The sequence below is a fragment of the Streptomyces sp. NPDC043680 genome, assembly GCF_056436685.1.
In genome coordinates this window covers 85493-99848 of sequence record NZ_JBWKCE010000006.1, presented here as the reverse complement: position 1 = coordinate 99848, position 14356 = coordinate 85493, and the positions used below count along the sequence as shown (strand labels likewise).

Sequence of the window (14356 nt, the reverse complement as noted above, 5' to 3'; positions counted from 1 at the left end):
CCGCGCATCTTTTTGGCATGATCCCGGCACACACCGAGACCGGGGCTTGCCATGATCCTGACCGTGACGCTCAACACCGCACTCGACGTCACCCACCGCGTACCGCAGTTGCTCCCGCACGCCTCGCACCGGGTCACCGCCGTGACCGAACGCCCCGGCGGCAAGGGCCTCAACGTGGCCCGGGTGCTGGCGGCGCTCGGCCACGAGGTCACCGCGACCGGCTTCGCGGGTGGCCGCACGGGCGAGACCGTACGCGAACTGCTCGCCGAGGCGGGCGGGGTGAAGGACGCCCTGCTGCCCTGCGCGGGCACCACCCGCCGCACCCTGGCCGTGGTCGACGCGTCCTCGGGCGACACCACGCAGTTCAACGAGCCGGGCCCGCTCATCGGTTCCGCAGAATGGGCCCGGTTCCTGGAGCACTACGAGGAGCTGGTGGCCGGCGCCGAGGCGGTGGCCCTGTGCGGCAGCCTGCCGCCGGGCGTGCCCGTCGGCGCGTACGCCACCCTCGTACGGGCCGCCCGGGCCGCCGGGGCGCCGGTGCTGCTGGACACCAGCGGAGAGGCACTGCGCCGCGGGGTCGCCGCCCGTCCCGAGATGATCAAGCCGAACGCGGCCGAACTCGCCGAGCTGACCGGATCCCGCGAACCCCTCCAGGCCACCCGCGACGCCCGCCGCCGGGGCGCCCACGCCGTGGTCACCTCGCTCGGACCGGACGGCCTGCTGGCGGCCACGGCCGAAGGCACCTGGCAGGCGGCCCCGCCCCGCGCCCTGGCGGGCAACCCGACCGGAGCCGGCGACTCCGCCGTCGCGGGCCTGCTCTCCGCCCTCACCGAGGGCCTGGACTGGCCGGCCCGCCTGACCCGCGCGGTCGCCCTGTCGGCGGCCACGGTGCACGCGCCGACGGCGGGAGACTTCGACCCCCGCGCCTACGAGGAGTTGCAGCAGGCCGTCTCCGTCACCTCCGGCACCTGACGATCCGGCTGCGGAACACCGCGTCCGGTCGCTGAACCACCGTCAGCCCACGCTGGACACCGCGCACTTGAGGGGCAGACGGATCATGGGCCTCGGATTCGGCCATTAGGATCAAGGCATTAGTTGATCTTCGAAAATGCAAGGTTGAACCACATGAACCGAATCTTCCGCAGGGCGCTCGCCATCGGCACCGGTGTGGCGGCCGTCTCCGCACTGGCCGCGGTCCCCGCCGAGGCCCAGACGATCTCGGGCGGCTCCTGCGGCGCGGGCTACTACCAGCAGGACGCCTACCCGCTCGGGGACAGCGAGCGCGCCACCGGCGCCGGCGTCATCTTCCTCTACTACAACAGCTCCACCGGCAAGAACTGCGCGATCCTGCGCCGTGACGCCAACTTCCTCGTCACCGACGGCATGGGCATCACCCTGAAGGCCAGCAACGGCGCCGTCGACACCGACGGCCAGCGGGCCTACACCCAGTACGCGGGCCCGGTGTACGTCCCCGCCCGCGGCGCGTGCGTCCAGATCTCCGCCGACATCACGGGCGTGTGGAGGGACTCCGCCTACCTGGCGTCGAAGCACAGCGAGAACACCGGCTGGGTCCATTGCGGCTAGAAGGCCGACTCACGTACCAGTTTCCGGCCCTGCCGCCTGCGCGGTGGGGCCGGACCCGTTCCCGTGGGCACACGGACAGCGGCTGCCGACAGATCAGCGCTTGGTGTGCCCCTTCCCCAGGTCGAGCTGATCGAAGATCGCGTCGCACTGGTTGCCGGCCTCACACGAGATCTTCATCGTGTTGGTGCCCTTCTTGAGGGTGACCCACGCGTACGTGCGGGTCCAGCCCTTGTCCCAGGCGCCGGCTTCGGCCTTGGCGAAGTTCGCCAGGTTCAGGGACTGCGACGGGCTCTGCCCGTTGACCGTGAGAGTCACCTTCGCGTCCTTGCCGGGCACCGCGAAGTTCACGAAGACCGTGTAATCCCCGGCCGTCGCGATGTCCACGGTCCAGGTCAGCGCCGCACCGGTCTGGTTGAAGCCGCCGACGTACTGGCCGCCCGCGCTCTTCGCACCCGGAACCGTGTTCTCCAGCCGCGCACCACCGGTCAGGTTCATACCGGAACCGGAGGCGTCCGCCTTCGGCAGCGGCGCCTCCGAGGCCGACGGGGAGCCGCTCGGCTGGGGGGAGCCGGAGTTCTGCGGGGGCGCCGACTGGTTATGCCCGGCCAGGTCCGCCTTGTCGTCCTTGTCCTTGCCGTCGCCGCCGAAGGCCAGGGCCGCGCCGATGCCGATCACGACCGCCGCCACCACCGCGACCGCAGCGATCAGCATGCCCTTGCGGCTGGAGCCGCCGCCGTGGCCGCCGCCGTGACCCGGCACGGGGACCTGCGCGGTGGCGTGCTGCTGCTGCTGCGGGACGCCGTAGCCGCCCGCCTGGAGCGCCTCGGGGGCCTGGTACTGGGCCTGGTAGGCCGGCGGCTGCTGCTGCGGGACCTGCCCGCGCTGGCCGCCGTACGTGCGCTCGCCGACCGTACGCACCTGGTTGTACGAGGTACGGGGGACGCCGGGCTGGGCACCGGGCTGACCACCGCCCGTCGGACCGGGGAAGCCGTATCCACCGCCCGAGCTGGGCGGGGTGGCTCCGGCGGCCTGGCCGTCCGCGTAGAGGTAGCCGAACGGATCGTCGTCCTCGGGCTTGTTCGCCCCGCTGTTCGGGCCGTTGTTCGCGGGCGTCGTCATCGCAGGTCACTCCTTTCGACCCACGGGAGCCTACCCCGAACACGTGCACCCACGGGCGGCCGATCGCCTCAGCCCGCCCGCCGGTGCGCCTTGGAACGGGACCTTTTCTCGATGTACATCCGCTGGTCGGCCGAGCGCAGCACCTCGTCCGCCGACATGCCGCAGCTGGCCCAGCCGATGCCGAAACTGGCCCCGACCCGCACCGCGCGGCCGTCGACCCGGATCGGCGGGATGATCGCGTTGCGCAGTCGGACGGCCAGGTCGGCGGCGTCTGCGGCACCGAGCCCGTCGGCCAGGACGACGAATTCGTCACCACCCAGCCGGGCGACGGTGTCACCGTCCCTGACGCCGGTCGTCAGGCGCCGCGCCACCTCGATGAGCACCGCGTCACCGGTGTGGTGCCCGAACCGGTCGTTGATCGACTTGAAGCCGTCGAGATCGCAGAAGAGCACCGCGAGCCCCTTCGTCCCGTCGTCGATGTCGGCCGCGGGCGCCACCGTGTGCACGTGGTGGTCGTACGGGCCGGCGCCCGCGGCGGGAGCGGCTCCCGGGCAGGACCCCGGATCGCCCGGGCCCGCGCCCGCACCGCCGGGGCCGCCGGCGTACTCGTAGGGGCCGGGGAACCCGTCGGACCGGAACCCGTGCTCCCCGGCGCCGCCCGCGGCCGCGCCGCCCCGCTCGTAGGCCGCGTCCAGCGCCTCGACGGCCGTCGCCCGCACCGACTGCGGCCTGCGGCACAGCCGCGCCCCCAGCCGGGAGCGCAGCTCGGCGCTGTTGGGCAGGCCGGTCAGCGAATCGTGGCTGGCCCGGTGGGCGAGCTGGAGCTCGTGGCGCTTGCGCTCCTCGATGTCCTCGACGTGCGTGAGCAGGAACCGCGGCCCGTCGGCGGCGTCCGCGACCACCGAATTGCGCAGCGACACCCACACGTAGGTGCCGTCCCGCCGCCCCAGGCGCAGCTCGGCGCGCCCGCCCTCGGCGGAGGTCCGCAGCAGGGTCCCGATGTCCTCGGGATGGACCAGGTCGGAGAAGGAGTACCGGCGCAGGACGGAGGCGGGCCGCCCCAGCAGTCGGCACAGGGCGTCGTTGGTCCGCAGCAGCCGGCCGTGCTGGTCCCCGCCCATCTCGGCGATGGCCATCCCGCTCGGCGCGTACTCGAAGGCCTGCCGGAAGGACTCCTCGCTCGCCCGCAGCGCCTGCTGCTCGCGTTCGAGGCGGACGAGGGCCCGCTGCATGTTCGCGCGGAGCCTGGCGTTGCTGATCGCAATCGCTGCTTGGAAGGCGTACATCTGGAGCGCCTCACGCCCCCATGCGCCGGGGCGGCGCCCGTTGCGCGGTCTGTCCACCGAAATGACACCCAGAAGTTCCCCGCCGGACGCATACATGGGGGCGTAGAGCCGGTCCTCGGGGTGCCACTCGTCCTCGAAGCGGGGATCGGGGCCCTCGGTGTGCCACTGGGGCACGTCGTCCTCCAGCAGGACCCAGCCCTCGGTGTGCGGGATGAAGCGCAGGCCGTCCCAGTTCTCACCCATCGTCAGGCGGCGCTCCCACGACGAACGGGAGCCGACGCGGCCGGTGATGAGCGCCTCGGCGGCGGGGTCGCCGGCGAAGGCGGCGACGACGAGATCCCCGTCAGGGCGTACGAGGTTGACACAGGCGAGTTCGTAGCCGAGGCCCACGACGATGCCGTCCACGACGGTCTGCAGGGTGTCCGCCAGGCTCCTGGCCGTGTTGAGCTCGGCCACCACCCGGTGAAGCTGCCGCAGGGTCGCAAGACGGACGTACGGCTCCGACTCGGTCTCCATTGCTCGCTCTCCCCGAGACCTCGACAGCAACTCCAGGTTTGTCATCGGCGTTTCGTTGCGGTGTCCCGTCCACTGAATCACAGTGAGCTGTGCCGCAGGTACACAGGGTCAACAAATCTTGCCCTCTGTGACTCAAGTCACATGAGATGAATAAAGGTGCCCTCTGGGGGTGGTGCGGACTGGGAGCGCTCCCCTGCCTTCCCGCACGCAAACGATACGCCCGGGCCTAGGCCGAGGGGCGGGGACGCGGCTCGGACCAGGGCCCGATGTGCACGGCGGGAGGGCGAGACTAGCGTTCCCGGCGTGCCGAATAAGACCCCTGTTCCCCTGGCTCCCGTCCCGACCCTTCATCCTGAGGGGGTGAGCAACGACGAGTTCCGGGCCGCGATGTCCCGACTGGCGGCAGGCGTGTGCCTGGTCACCGCGCACGAGGCGCCCCTGACGGCGGACGGCCCGCGCGGCGAGGACGTCGGCATGACCGCGACGGCCTTCATGTCGGTGTCCCTGGAACCGCCGCTGGTCCTCGTGAGCCTGCGCGAGGGCTCCCGGATGGACGACCTGCTGGCGGAGCAGCCCCTGTGGGCGGTCTCCCTGCTGGCCGACCACCAGCTGCAGGTGGCGGGGCGCTTCGCGATGAAGGGCCGGATCAGCGACCGCCTGCTCTTCGCGGACCTGCCCTTCGTACGGGGCGAGGCCTCGGGCGCCCCGCTGCTGTCGGGCGCGCTGGCCACGCTGGAGTGCCGTACGGAGGACCGGGTCGCGGCGGGCGACCACACCCTGGTGATCGGCCGCGTCCTGACCTCGGCCCTGCCGTCCCCGGACGGCGCACCGCTGACCTACTTCCGCGGCCGCTACCGCCACCTGGCCGGTTAGGCCGCCTCTTCCGGCGGCGGGGGCGGGGCCTGGAGGCCGGGCGCCCGGGCCGGCTACCAGTCGCGGCCGGTGCGGCCGCGCTTCGTCTCGGAGCGGGCCTTCTTCTCGCGCAGGCGCCGCTCGTTGATCCCGCGCGGGATCTTCGTGGCGCGCCGCGGCTTGGGCGGCGGAGCCGTGGCCTCGGCGAGCAGCGAAGCCAGCCGGACCAGCGCCATCTCCCGGTTGCGCCACTGCGAGCGGTGCTCGGACGCCCGTACGGTGACCACCCCGTCCACCAGCCGCGCGGCGAGCCGCTCCAGCGCGCGCTCCTTCCACACCTGCGGCAGCGCCTTCGTCGCGGCCAGGTCGAACAGCAGCTCCACCCGGGAGTCCGAGGTGTTCACGTGCTGCCCGCCCGGTCCGGAGGAACGCGAGAACCGCCAGGCGAGCTCCGCCTCGGGGAGCACGACCGAACCGCGGATGACATGGGGACCAGGCATGCCCCCCATGATCCCGCCCCGCGCGCTGCCCGTCACGCGCATTTCCCCGCCGCGGAACCTGCGGGCCCCCTCGTGGCGTTATGAAGAGCAGCGGTAACTTGGCCCCACCTCGCGGCCATGCGACGACTGCGACGACGAAGGGACACCAGTCAAAATGGCAGTAAGCCTGTCCAAGGGCGGCAACGTCTCGCTCACGAAGGAGGCCCCCGGCCTCAGTGCCGTCACGGTCGGCCTCGGCTGGGACGTCCGGACGACGACCGGTGTCGACTTCGACCTCGACGCCTCCGCCATCGCGGTCAACGCCATGGGCAAGGTCGTCTCCGACGGGCACTTCGTCTTCTTCAACAACAAGTCCACCCCGGACCAGACCATCGTCCACACCGGTGACAACCGCACCGGCGAGGGCGCCGGCGACGACGAGGCCATCAAGGTCAACCTCGCGGGCCTGCCCGCCGATGTCGACAAGATCGTCTTCCCGGTCTCCATCTACGACGCCGACTCCCGCAGCCAGAACTTCGGCCAGGTCCGCAACGCGTACATCCGCGTCGTGAACCAGGCCGGCGGCGCCGAGATCGCCCGCTACGACCTCTCCGAGGACGCGGCCACCGAGACCGCCATGGTCTTCGGCGAGCTCTACCGCAACGGCGCCGAGTGGAAGTTCCGCGCGGTCGGCCAGGGTTACGCCTCCGGCCTCACCGGCATCGCCCAGGACTTCGGCGTCAACGTCTGAGTCCCGCCCGGCACCCGCGAAGCCCCCTCCCGGGAAGCCTCCGGGAGGGGGCTTCGCCCCCATCAGGAGCCGCGCCGGGGCGGGGGCGCGCCGGGGCGGGGGGCGCCGGGGTCGGTCTGCGTCCCGGCCGCCGGCGGGGCCGTACACGCACTCGCGGTCCGCTAGCGTGCGCCGGGTGATCCTCCAGCCGCTCGCCCCGGTCGACGGCGCCCTGCCGGGCCCCGTCCTGACCGAGATCGCCGCCCTCTACGCCACCAACCGCGCGTTCTTCGAGCTCAGCGGCGACTTCCCCGACCCCGCCCGCATCACCGTCGAACAGGTCGCGGCCGCCCTCGCCGACGAACTCGCCCACGACGGCGCCGAAGTGCTCCTGGCCCGCTCCGCCGGCCGGCTGGTCGGACTCGCCGCCACCCTCGCCCACCACCCCGACCCCGCCTCCGGAGACCCGGACCCCTGGATCGGCCTGCTGCTCGTCGACGCCACCGCCCACCGCCGCGGACACGGGCGCACCCTCGCCGCCCTCTTGGAGGAGCGCTTCCGCGCCGCGGGCCGTACCGGCGTACGGATCGCCGTACTGGACAACAACCCGGGCGCCCTCGCGTTCTGGCAGGCCCAGGGCTACACCGTCCTGCGCCACGCCAAGGACCTCGAACGGGGCCGCGACTGCGCGGTCCTGCGCAAGTCCCTCCAAGCGGCTCCGGTCCCGGGGTCGCCGGACCCCGGGGTCTAGGACGTCGCCTGCGCGGTGGGGCGGGCCCGGCCGTACAGCCAGACGTCCCAGACCTTCTTCAGGTCGCGGCCCGTCTTCTGCTCGGCGTACGCGGTGAAATCGGCGGTGCTCGCGTTCCCGTACCGGTGGTCGGCGGCCCAGCCGCGCAGCAGGGCGAAGAACTTCTCGTCCCCCACCTCCTGGCGGATGCGCTGCAACACCATCGCGCCCCGGTAGTACACCGGGGCCTCGGAGATGTCCCCCGGCCCGGGCGGCGCGGCCGGCGGGAACGCGGCCCAGTCGGAGGCCGCCTCCGGATCGACGTCCGTGTCGCCCGCGAGGAAGGCGTCGAAGTACTGCTGCGCGGTGGTGCCGCCGTGGTCCTCCGACCACAGCCATTCCGCGTAGGTCGCGAAACCCTCGTTGAGCCACATGTCCTTCCAGGACTTCGGCGAGACCGAGTCGCCGAACCACTGGTGCGCCAGCTCGTGCAGGACGAGCTTCTCGTCGGGGGCGCCGGAGAAGACGGGTTTGGTCTGCGTCTCCAGCGCATACGTGAGGGACCCCTCCGGAAGCACGATCGCACCCGCCGTCCCGAAGGGGTACGGGCCGAAGCGACTGCTCCCCCACTCCACGACCTCCGGCAGCCGCGCCAGCGCCGGCGCGCTCTTCGCCGCCTCGCCGGGCACCACGGCCTCGTACACGGCGACTCCGGACGGCATCCGCCCGGTCGTCACCTTGAACTTCCCGACGGCGGCGACGGCCAGGTAACTCGCCATCGGCTGCGGGCTGTGCCAGCTGAACCGGGTCTGTCCTTCCGCGGTGTCGGTGCGCGAGGCCAACTCTCCGTTGGACACCGCCTCGTAGCCCTTGGGCACCGTCAGGGTGATGTCGTACGTCGCCTTGTCGCTGGGGTGGTGGTTCCCCGGGAACCAGGCCATCGACCCCACCGGCTCGCCGACACCGACCGCCCCGTCGTCCGTGGTGATCCAGCCCTCCTTGGAGCGGTCCGGATCGGTGATGGGCTGCGGCTTCCCGCGGTAGTCGACCTCCGTGCGGAAGACCTCGCCCTTCTTCAGGTCCTTGGCCGGACGCACGGTCAGCTCCCGTCCGCTGCGGTTGTACCGGGCGGCGGCCCCCTGCACGGTGATCTCATCGATCCGCAGGCCGCTGAGGTCGAGGTTGAAGGAGCTGAGCCCCTGCTCGGCGCGGGCCGTGATGACGGCCGTGGCGTTCAACTCCCCCTCGTCCGGGTCGTAGTCGAGGTCCAGGTCGTAATGCTCCACCTGGTAGCCGCCGTTGCCGGCCTTGGGGAAGTACGGGTCGCGCAGCCCCGACGCGCCCGGCCGCCCCTGCACCGTGCTGCCCGTACACCCCGTGGTCAGGGCGATCAGGGCGGCAGCGGCGGGGACGGCGAGGCGGCGGAACGCGCGGTGTTTCACGCGCTCGATCCTATGTGCGCATGCTGGTGTACTTCGGGGTGTTTCTGCGGATTACTTCTCCAGCGCGTCGACGCCCGCCTTGGCGTACTTCTCGTCCAGATCGCCGCTCGGGGCGCCCGCCACACCGATGCCCGCCACCGGCGCGCCCTTGGCCTGCACCGGGGTGCCGCCGCCCAGGAAGAGGGTGCCGGGGATGTCCTTCAGGTTCGGGGCCTGGGCGAGGCGGCCCGCGAGCACCGAGGTCGGGGCGTTCCAGGACACCGCGGTGTAGGCCTTGCGCTGCGCGGACTCGTAGGACTGCGGGCCCGCCCCGTCGCCGCGCAGGGTGACGATGGTGTTGCCGTTGCGGTCCACGACCGCCACCGTCACCTTCTGGTTCTCCTTCTGCGCGGCCTCCAGCGCGGCCTGGGCGACGCGGGTGGCGGCGTCGACGGTGAGGTGCGTCGTGGTGGTGAAGTTCTTCTCGTTCGCCTCCCCGTCCTTCTTCGCGACGGCGGCGGCCGGAGCCGACTCCGGCTGCGCGGCGCCGGCGCTGACCGCGCCGAAGGTGCCGGCGCCGAGTGCGACGGCGAGGGCGGTAGCGGTCAGAACGCGGGTGCGGGTCTTCATGTCTGCTGCTCCTGAGGGCGTCGGCGCGGGGTGGTCCGCTGGTGCTCCGTGGTGCTTGGTCGGTGCTCCGTGGTGCTCCGTGGTGCTCCGTGGTGCTCCGTGGTGCTCCGTCGGTGCTTCCAGCCTGCGGCCGCGCACCGCACCCGCCCGTCCCCGTACCGGCTCCGGACGGCTGCCGCACCGGATGACCCCGGGGTCGACCGATCGGTCGATGCGGAGCCGGGGCGGATCCGGATTGGCTGGTCAAAGGGGCACGATGGAGATGCCCGCCCGATCCGCACACCTGCCCGATCCACACCCCACGGCCCACGCACCGCGCCCGAACCACACCCCCCGCCCGAGGAGCCCGCGTGACCCACCCACCGCCGCGGAAGGCCGACACCCGCGCGCTGGCGGCCGTCATGCACACCGCGTTCTTCCTGCTCCTCGCCGCCTCCGTGGCCCGCTTCCTGCTGCGCCACCCCGGCTCGCCCAGCACCCCCTGGATCATCGCCCTCAGCATCGCCCTGGCCCTGCTGTACGTCCTCGGGCCCGCGCTCGGAGCCGCCCCCACCCTGCGGCGGCTGCTCTGGCTCGGGCTCGTGGTGGCGGCCTGGGTGGTACTCGTCGTCCTCGCGCCGAGCTTCGCGTGGTGTGCCGTACCCCTCTTCTACACGGCGCTGCGGACCCTGCCGCCGCGTGCGGCGGTCGTCCTCGTGGCCCTGCTCACCGTCTTCGTCGTCGCCGCCCAGCTGAAACTGTCCACCGCCTTCGACCCGAACCTGCTGCTGGCCCCGCCCGCCATCGCCGCGCTCGCCACCGCCGTCTTCGTCCACATGGAGCGCCAAGCCCAAGCCCAGCGGGCCCTGATCGACGACCTGATCCGGACCCGGCGGGAGCTGGCCGCCACCGAACGGCGCGAAGGAACCCTCGCCGAACGCCAGCGGCTGTCCATGGAGATCCACGACACCCTCGCCCAGCACCTGTCCAGCCAGCAGATGCTGCTCCAGGCCGCCGACCGCACCTGGGACACCGACCCGGACACCGCCCGCGCCCACGTCCGCACCGCCACCGACATCGCCGCCCGCGGCCTCGCCGAGGCCCGACGCCTCGTCCACGACCTGGCCCCACCCGAACTCGAAGGCGACGCCGGCCTCGCACAGGCCCTGCGCGCCCTCGACGCGGGACCCGGCATCGACGTCCGCTTCCACCTGGAAGGCACCCCCGGCCCCCTGCCCGACCGCGTCCAATCGGCCCTGCTGCGCATCGCGCAGGGGGCGCTGGCCAACGTCCGCGAGCACTCCGGGGCCCACACCGCGGCCCTCACCCTGAGCTACCTGGGAGACCAGGTCGTCCTGGACATCGCGGACGACGGCCGCGGCTTCTCCGCACCGGGCGCCGCAACCGCCGCGGACCGCGGGCACGGCCTGCCCGCCATACGCGCCCGCGTCCGCGCGCTGGGCGGCACCCTCACCGTCGAATCCACCGCGGGCGAAGGCACCGTCCTCTCCGCGGCCATCCCCCTGGAGCGCCACCCGTGACCACCATCCTGCTCTGCGACGACCACGCGGTGGTCCGCGCCGGCCTCCTGGCCCTCCTGGGCAGCGCCCCGGACATCGAGGTCCTCGGCGAGGCGGGCAGCGGCGAGGAGGCAGTGGCCCTCGCCGCGAAACTCCGCCCCCAGGTGGTCCTCATGGACCTCCAGCTGGGCGAGGGCATCGACGGCGTCGAAGCCACCCGCCGCATCACCGCCCTGCCGACCCCGCCCGCACCGCCGCACGTCCTGGTCCTCACCACGTACGACACCGACGCCGACATCACCCGGGCCATCGGAGCCGGAGCCACCGGCTACCTGCTGAAGGCGGAACGCCCCGAGGAGCTGTTCTCGGCGATCCACTCCGCGGCCCAGGGCCGCACCACCCTCTCGCCGCCGGTGGCCAGCCGCGTCATGGCCCACATGCGCGGCTCCCGCCCCACCCTGACCGACCGCGAACTGGACATCCTCGGCCAGCTCGCCCGCGGCCTCGGCAACCGGGACATCGCGCGGGCGCTGTTCATCAGCGAAGCCACCGTCAAGACCCACCTGGGCCGCATCTACGACAAGCTCGGCGTGGACACCCGCGCCGGCGCCGTCTCGGTGGCCAAGGAACAACGCCTCCTCCCCTGACCGGCCGCCGCCCGCCGTCCCGGCCCGAGCCGCGGCGCCGGAGCGGCGAGACCCCGACGGAAACCGGAGCCCCGGGCCCGGCAGCAGCCCGAGCGCCGGGCCCGGCGGACGTCGGCACGTCGGGCGCGGTGGACCCGTGACACCATCGGGTACGTGCTCGACATCGGCTATTCCCTCTCCCGGCGCTTCCCCGACCCCCCGCAGACCGACTACCGCTCGGCGGACGTCCACTCCCTGCGCCACGACCTGTTCTGCGGCGACGTCTACCTCGCCGACACGAACGCGGACCGCGAAGTGTCCACAGCCTGGGGATGGGTGCCCGTACTCGACTTCGCCTGGGCCCTGTGCGACATCGTCGAACAACTCGACCAGGACCCGCGCGGCAGCCGCTCCTCCCACCGCCAGCACGCCGAACTCGACTTCACCGAATCCACCGACCGCATGCTCTTCGAGCGCCGCTTCGGCTGGGTCGACATCGAAGCCGACTGGATGCCGCCCGAAGAAGAGCCGCTGACCTTCAGCCACCGGCTGCTGCGCCGCGAGGCCCGCGACTTCCTGCACGACCTGATCGCCGACCTCGTCGACATGCACGAGGGCCTGGCCGACAACCCCGTCGTCTGGACCCTCCAGGCCCGCTACCCCCGCGTCCCCGCGTAACGGGCCTGCCCGGGGGCTGCCCGGCGGCCCACCGGACGGCCCCCGCCCCCGAGGAGCGCTCAGCGCCCATCGCTTCAGCGGTTCAGCGCTTCAGCGCTTCAGCGCTTCAGCGCTTCAGCATGAAGGTGAAGTCGCCGGAGAGCCTGCCGCTCAGCCGGACCGCCGAAACGAGCTTCCCCTCCGCGATCAGCCGCTCGACCTCGGCCCGCGGAAGACCGCACCCTTCAGCGATCAGTCGCACCGGCCGGACCGGGATCCGCGCCGCGAAGCGGACCGAGACCTCGACCACCTCGCGGTCCAGGTGATCCGATCCGCCGGTGTCGAGGCGCCAGGCGCCCTCCCAGTCGAGGTCGATGCGATTACGGCGCCGCACGACCGGATCCCGGAGCAGCTCCGCTGCCAGACCAGGATCGTTGCCGTGCATCCGGTCCAACAGCTCAGGCCGTACGGAGCGCACGTTCACCCGGTCCAGGACCGACAGCTTCGCCGTGTCCCCGCAAGCGGTACAGAGCACGAGGAGCCAGGCATCGAGGAGCTTGTGGTGTGCGTTGACACGAAATTTGCCGTGTGCCCGGAAGCGCTCGGACGCGCAGGCGTGGCAACGGCGGAGAACGGTCGGCAGACAGGTGGGCGTGACCACCCAGGTGTTGAGCACAGAAATACACCGGTTTCAGTGAGAAAATCCGCAGCAAAAAGCAGCGCGGCGCACATGCGCGACGCGCGACACATCAGCTCTCGGGAGGTCTCACAGGGTGTACAACGGCATGTCCTTGCCTGGACGACATGATTCGCCAGCACGGTAAGGGCGCACGGCGGCGCCGCTCCACTGGTTTTCGCGCACGGGCCGCCCACTCGACGTTCGCCGGCTCTCCCCGCCCCACGACGGGCGCACGCCCCGGCCCGAACCCGTCACATGATCAGCCGGACAGCCCCTGGCCCAGCACCCGCAACCCCAGCTGCGCCGCCAGCGCCGGAGCCAGGTCGAACAGCTGCCCAGGACTGATCACCGCCCCCGCCAAGGCCTCCACCCCGCGTGCGATGTCCAACTCCGACGCCCCCCGCAGATCCACGTCGGCCAGCCGCGCCCCGGAGAAATCCACCCCGCGCAGCGCACAGCCCCGGAACTCCACCCGCTCCAGCACCGCCCCGCCGAAATCCGGCTCCACCAGCACGCACTCCTCGAAGACGACGTCCTTCAACCGGGCCGTCCGCAGATTCAAGTAGTCGATCTTGCCGCCGCGGACCACCACCCGCTCCCACACCGACCCGTGCAGCTGCACCCCGCCCAGGCGCGCCTCCAGCAGCTCCACGTCCCGCAAGGAAGCCCCGGACAGGTCCGTACCCACCCCCCGGACCCCCTCCAGCACCGAATCCAGGACCCGCGCCTTCGCCAACCCCGCCCCGTCCAGCGCACACCGCCGCAGCGCGCAGTCCATGAAACGGGCCCCGACCCCCTCCTGCCCCGCCAGATCCAGGTCCGCGAACTCCAGCCCGTCGTAGTCCCCGTCCGGCTCCAGTCCCCCGCCCTCCCAGACGGTCAGTTCCGGGAGCCGCACCTCCGGCCGCCGCGCCGCACCCACCGTCTCCCGCTGCCCCTTGCGCACCATGCCCCCATCCTCCCCCGCACGCCCCGGAGCTAGCGGGAACCGAGCCGACGCAACGGCTCGTCCGTCAGCCGGTACACCGCCCACTCGTCCTGCGGCCGCGCCCCCAGAGCCTCGTAGAAGGCGATCGTCGGCTCGTTCCACTTCAGCACCGACCACTCCAGCCGCTCGTACCCGCGCTCCACACAGATCCGCGCCAACTCCGCCAGCAGCGCCTTCCCATGGCCGCCCCCGCGCACGCCCGGCCGTACGTACAGGTCCTCCAGGTAGATCCCGTGCACCCCCCGCCACGTCGAAAAGCTGAGGAACCACACCGAGAAGCCGACCGCCTCCCCCTCCTCCGTCTCCGCGATGTGCGCGAACGCCGCCGGCCGCTCCCCGAACAGCGCCTCCCGCAACTGCTCCTCGGTGGCCCGCGCCTCGTGCGGCACCTTCTCGTACTCCGCGAGCTCGCGGATCATGGCGTGGATGACGGGCACATCGGCCACGACAGCGCTACGGATCATCCGGGCAGCCTACGGACCCGACCACCCCGCCCGCACCAGCCACAAGGCCGTCTCCCCCGCCCCAAAACCCGGCATCCCGCACCTGGACACCCCCGC

16 protein-coding genes are annotated in these 14356 nt (G+C 72.4%); 8 read left to right on the top strand and 8 right to left on the bottom strand.

Going from position 1 to position 14356, the window contains the following annotated elements:
- Positions 1-51: 51 nt before the first annotated feature.
- Both AC0666_RS15425 and AC0666_RS15420 read left to right on the top strand, forming a co-directional pair.
- On the top strand, positions 52-972 hold the full coding sequence (locus tag AC0666_RS15425) for a 1-phosphofructokinase family hexose kinase (protein WP_468970304.1): 921 nt from the start codon (positions 52-54) through the stop codon (positions 970-972).
- Positions 973-1125: 153 nt separating this feature from the next.
- Positions 1126-1584 carry a hypothetical protein gene (locus tag AC0666_RS15420; protein WP_478707731.1) on the top strand — a complete coding sequence of 153 codons (459 nt, stop codon included), beginning with the start codon at positions 1126-1128 and terminating at the stop codon, positions 1582-1584.
- Positions 1585-1677: 93 nt separating this feature from the next.
- Here AC0666_RS15420 and AC0666_RS15415 read toward each other — a convergent pair whose 3' ends face one another.
- Positions 1678-2703, bottom strand: a complete 1026-nt coding sequence (locus tag AC0666_RS15415) for a CBM35 domain-containing protein (RefSeq protein WP_478707730.1) — start codon at positions 2701-2703, stop codon at positions 1678-1680.
- Between the two features lie 68 nt (positions 2704-2771).
- A complete protein-coding gene (cdgB, locus tag AC0666_RS15410) occupies positions 2772-4505 on the bottom strand; it encodes a diguanylate cyclase CdgB (protein WP_478707729.1) in 1734 nt (577 codons plus the stop codon).
- Between the two features lie 303 nt (positions 4506-4808).
- On the opposite strand from cdgB, the gene AC0666_RS15405 reads away from it, so the two are divergent.
- The gene (locus AC0666_RS15405; RefSeq protein WP_468970316.1) at positions 4809-5378 is read left to right on the top strand and encodes a flavin reductase family protein; all 570 of its coding nucleotides are present in this window, start codon (positions 4809-4811) and stop codon (positions 5376-5378) included.
- A gap of 53 nt (positions 5379-5431) precedes the next feature.
- Here AC0666_RS15405 and arfB read toward each other — a convergent pair whose 3' ends face one another.
- Positions 5432-5857 (bottom strand): alternative ribosome rescue aminoacyl-tRNA hydrolase ArfB, encoded by a 426-nt coding sequence (gene arfB, locus AC0666_RS15400; protein ID WP_361714145.1) that lies wholly within the window; start codon positions 5855-5857, stop codon positions 5432-5434.
- 154 nt (positions 5858-6011) lie between these two features.
- On the opposite strand from arfB, the gene AC0666_RS15395 reads away from it, so the two are divergent.
- On the top strand, positions 6012-6587 hold the full coding sequence (locus AC0666_RS15395) for a TerD family protein (protein ID WP_361714142.1): 576 nt from the start codon (positions 6012-6014) through the stop codon (positions 6585-6587).
- A 175-nt stretch (positions 6588-6762) separates the two neighbouring features.
- Entirely contained in the window at positions 6763-7317 is a 555-nt protein-coding gene (locus tag AC0666_RS15390; RefSeq protein WP_478707728.1) for an N-acetyltransferase family protein, read from the top strand.
- On the opposite strand, the gene AC0666_RS15385 is transcribed toward AC0666_RS15390, so the two are convergent.
- Together AC0666_RS15385 and AC0666_RS15380 are read right to left on the bottom strand one after the other, a co-directional pair.
- Positions 7314-8738 carry a M1 family metallopeptidase gene (locus AC0666_RS15385; protein ID WP_468970323.1) on the bottom strand — a complete coding sequence of 475 codons (1425 nt, stop codon included), beginning with the start codon at positions 8736-8738 and terminating at the stop codon, positions 7314-7316. The two genes, AC0666_RS15390 and AC0666_RS15385, sit on opposite strands and share 4 nt — an antisense overlap.
- A 51-nt stretch (positions 8739-8789) precedes the next feature.
- Positions 8790-9347 carry a GlcG/HbpS family heme-binding protein gene (locus AC0666_RS15380; RefSeq protein ID WP_468970325.1) on the bottom strand — a complete coding sequence of 186 codons (558 nt, stop codon included), beginning with the start codon at positions 9345-9347 and terminating at the stop codon, positions 8790-8792.
- A 401-nt stretch (positions 9348-9748) separates the two neighbouring features.
- Here AC0666_RS15380 and AC0666_RS15375 point away from each other — a divergent pair, with 401 nt between their 5' ends.
- The 3 genes from AC0666_RS15375 (at position 9749) to AC0666_RS15365 (ending at position 12150) form a co-directional block, all read left to right on the top strand.
- Positions 9749-10867 carry a sensor histidine kinase gene (locus AC0666_RS15375; protein WP_468970544.1) on the top strand — a complete coding sequence of 373 codons (1119 nt, stop codon included), beginning with the start codon at positions 9749-9751 and terminating at the stop codon, positions 10865-10867.
- Entirely contained in the window at positions 10864-11493 is a 630-nt protein-coding gene (locus tag AC0666_RS15370; protein ID WP_468970328.1) for a response regulator, read from the top strand. The genes AC0666_RS15375 and AC0666_RS15370 overlap by 4 nt, the downstream gene beginning before the upstream one ends.
- Positions 11494-11646: 153 nt before the next feature.
- A complete protein-coding gene (locus AC0666_RS15365) occupies positions 11647-12150 on the top strand; it encodes a hypothetical protein (RefSeq protein WP_468581654.1) in 504 nt (167 codons plus the stop codon).
- Positions 12151-12256: 106 nt separating this feature from the next.
- Here AC0666_RS15365 and AC0666_RS15360 read toward each other — a convergent pair whose 3' ends face one another.
- The 3 genes from AC0666_RS15360 to AC0666_RS15350 form a co-directional block, all read right to left on the bottom strand.
- The gene (locus tag AC0666_RS15360; RefSeq protein ID WP_468970330.1) at positions 12257-12805 is read right to left on the bottom strand and encodes a DUF1062 domain-containing protein; all 549 of its coding nucleotides are present in this window, start codon (positions 12803-12805) and stop codon (positions 12257-12259) included.
- Positions 12806-13067: 262 nt separating this feature from the next.
- Positions 13068-13757, bottom strand: coding sequence for a pentapeptide repeat-containing protein (locus tag AC0666_RS15355; RefSeq protein WP_361721371.1), 690 nt, complete (start codon positions 13755-13757; stop codon positions 13068-13070).
- Positions 13758-13786: 29 nt separating this feature from the next.
- Positions 13787-14260 carry a GNAT family N-acetyltransferase gene (locus tag AC0666_RS15350; RefSeq protein ID WP_361721373.1) on the bottom strand — a complete coding sequence of 158 codons (474 nt, stop codon included), beginning with the start codon at positions 14258-14260 and terminating at the stop codon, positions 13787-13789.
- Positions 14261-14356 lie beyond the last annotated feature (96 nt).